Below are 3,217 nucleotides of genomic sequence, written 5' to 3' on the forward strand. Positions count from 1 at the left end.
ACAGCGGTGCTTCGCTGAATTTCGCCTGGATCCAGCTCGGTGGTCTGCGCGTCGGTAAAGACGAATCGGCCTTCAATACGTTCATCGGCTATGCCGGCAACGTCATCCAGGATACGCTGGTTCCCTACGGCGACTTCGACACCAACGTCGTCCAGTACTATTTCGACGCAGGCAATGGGTTCTCGGCCGTGCTCTCGCTCGAAGAAGGCTCGGGTGACGGCACTCTTGGCGCGTATGGCGTCGGCACGATCGACAGCTATGTTCCGCATGTTGTCGGCGGCGTGAAGTGGACCCAGGGCTGGGGCGCGATCACCGGTGTCCTTGCCTATGACAGCAACTACGAAGAAGTCGCTGGCAAAGTTCGCTTGGATGTGAACGTTTCCAACGAGTTGTCGTTGTTCATCATTGGTGGCTATGGCACCGACGACAACCTCAACGATCCGAGCTATACGCTTTCGGCTGGCGGTCGCGGCTTCTACAAGCAGTGGGGCGGCAACTGGGCAGTGTGGGGCGGTGGCACCTACAAGTTCAACGAGAAGACCTCGTTCAATGCCCAGATTTCGTATGATGACTGGAAGAACCTCGGCATCGCTGCGAACATCGCCTATGACGTTGTCCCAGGCTTCACCGTGACGGCCGAAGTTGACTACCTCAACGCAGGCAATTTCGATGAGGCCGACTTCTCCAACTGGACCAATGCCGACAAGAAGAGCAACATCGGCGGCATGCTCCGCTTCCAGCGCTCGTTCTAAGGCTGGTTCCTTACGTGTGAAATCCAGCCCGGGCGCACAACGCCCGGGCTGTTTTTGTTTCGTGACTGGATCAAGGCAAACAGAAGGATGGGGGTATCGGTAGCTGAATAAATCCGTGGGGTGATTTCGTGGGATCCGCTGATGGGCGGATGAAATCACAACTGCGTGATTAAAATCTCTTGAAAGGACGCTTCCAAGCGGGTAGGGCTGACCTATCCCACTCGGGGGTGTGGCAAATGATGACGAACGAAGCGATTCAAGAGGGCGAGTCCTCTGATCATTTTTCGATGTTTTCTTCTCAAAGTCCGAAGATTCGATACACCTACAACAAGATTAGAGAAGTAAAGTCGCATCGGGTCGGAGATCTTTTTTCAGCATATCGGGACATATTATGGGATGATGGGCGGCATAAGTATAATGTCAGCTCGTTCATCGGCGAAATAGACGAGATTCTCCTTGGGGAGCGTTTCAGCGCCTTTGACCAAAGTACCCTGGACAACCTTATCGGCACCTTGCGCCAGCGCGGCAACAGCAACGCAACCATCAATCGAAAGATGGCTGCCCTCAGCAAACTGCTGCGCAAGGCTCACAAGATGGGAGATCCACAGCCTGCCCGAGTTCCGCCGCCAGAAGGAGCGGGCGGGGCGGATTCGCTTCCTCGAGAGGGACGAAGAGGCAAGGCTGTTCGCCGCCATCAAGAGCCGAAGCGAAGATGCCTACAGGCTTTCCGTCTTCCTGGTCGATACCGGATGCCGTCTCGGCGAGGCGCTTGGGCTGATCTGGAACGATATCCAGGAGCATCGCGTCAGTTTCTGGATCACCAAATCCGGCCGCAGCCGCACCATTCCGATGACCGAGCGGGTCAAGGAGGTCATCAAGCTGCCTCCCACTGAGGGTCGCCGGCCCAAAGGACCGTTCACAAAGCTTAGCCAGGCACAGTTTCGTGCCATCTGGAACGACGCGAAGGCCGAAGTCGGACTTGGCGCAGACGACCAGGTGGTGCCGCACATACTGCGCCATACCTGCGCCTCGCGCCTTGTCCAGGGCGGCATCGACATCCGGCGCGTGCAGATGTGGCTCGGCCACCAGACGTTGTCGATGACCATGCGCTACGCGCATCTGGCCACCAACGATCTCGATGGCTGTGTCATCGTGCTGGAAACACCTCGATCGACTCAGCCGGGCGGCAATCGCGCTGAAGGCTCCATGTTTTCTTCGCCTATGACGACGCCTTCGTCGCCGACGGCAGGGCGGAAAAAGAAGGACGAGGCAGCCGCCGCCGCAAAGGAGTCGCCGAAAGCGACTCGGAAAAGTTCAAAAGCCAAGTAGGCTAAAGAATCCCCACCTATACTATCATGGCTATCCCGTGACCTTGTTTGGTCATGGGATTTACTTCAGGATATTCTTCCGCTCGGCTTGATCGAGAAAAGCGGCTATGTCGCCCGGTAGGCTGCCGGTCTCGAGGAATGGCGCATGGCCCTGGCCCTCGACAGTGATCGCCTCCATCACGGAATGGCGCTCTCTCATCTGCTTGAGCGAATCTATGGACAGCAATCTCGAATTGGCACCACGTATGGCGAGCAACGGGATGGCGGCCAACGCCTCGAATTGAGGCCATAGATCAGGCAGCTTCTGCGTCAGATCGAGGCTCGCCACGGTATCCACCAGCTTCGGATCGAAATCCGGCATCAGCCCATCATCCGTTTCGCGGTAGAGAGCCCATATCATCCGGTCCCAGTCGGCGCCGGCAAGGGCGGGGAAGTCTTCGTCATGCACGCTGCGCTGGGCGGCAATTGCCTGTGGGCGGGTTTTCGGTGCCGGGTCGCGCTCGAGATAAGACTGGATATGGGCAAGTCCGGCCGCCTCGATCACCGGCCCGATGTCGTTGAAAACAATGGCTTTCAGGACCGATGGCCGCATCATCCCGAGCACATGGATGATCAGCCCGCCGCGCGAGGTGCCGATGAAGGCCGCTTCTCCGATGTTCAACGCCGTCAGCCCGGCCAGGATGTCGCCAGCCTCCACGCCGACATTGTAGTTTTTGGCGTCGGGATCATAGGCTGACTGCCCGCGCCCACGGTAGTCGAAGGCGATTACCTTGCGCGGAGTTGCCGCATCCGTCGACAGATAGAGCGCCAGCTCGTGAAAATCCCTGGCGTTGCGGGTCAGGCCAGGCAGGCAGACAACCGGCCAGGGTCCGCTATTGGCCTCACCGTAGATGCGCGCATGAAGTTTTAGCCCATCCGGTGCACTGTAGAAGAAGTCGGAGAAATTTTGCTTGCTTGCCATCGGAATGTTCGATCTCGCTGTACCGATTTGGACAGCTACAGGCGAGGGCAGGGATGGTCAAATGAAAGGCGCTCTTGCCTTCTCCCCTTGTGGGAGAAGGTGAATCGGCGCGCTAGCGCCGAGACGGATGAGGGGTGTTCCAGCGAAGTGAGGCGTTGGCGTTCCCTGGAACCCCC

2 protein-coding genes and 1 pseudogene are annotated in these 3,217 nt (G+C 58.0%); 2 read left to right on the top strand and 1 reads right to left on the bottom strand.

From position 1 onward, the window contains the following. Window positions 1-752: porin (locus EN750_RS25715; RefSeq protein WP_145967912.1), on the top strand; the 752-nt coding region annotated here is incomplete at its 5' end. A gap of 287 nt (window positions 753-1,039) precedes the next feature. Further along, window positions 1,040-2,081: pseudogene (locus EN750_RS25720) on the top strand (site-specific integrase). A 60-nt stretch (window positions 2,082-2,141) separates the two neighbouring features. Here the strand turns inward: EN750_RS25720 and EN750_RS25725 are convergent. Continuing rightward, entirely contained in the window at window positions 2,142-3,041 is a 900-nt protein-coding gene (locus EN750_RS25725; RefSeq protein WP_127398222.1) for an alpha/beta hydrolase, read from the bottom strand. Window positions 3,042-3,217: the final 176 nt, after the last annotated feature.

It is taken from the genome of Mesorhizobium sp. M7A.F.Ca.ET.027.03.2.1, from assembly GCF_003999175.1.
GTDB lineage: Bacteria > Pseudomonadota > Alphaproteobacteria > Rhizobiales > Rhizobiaceae > Mesorhizobium.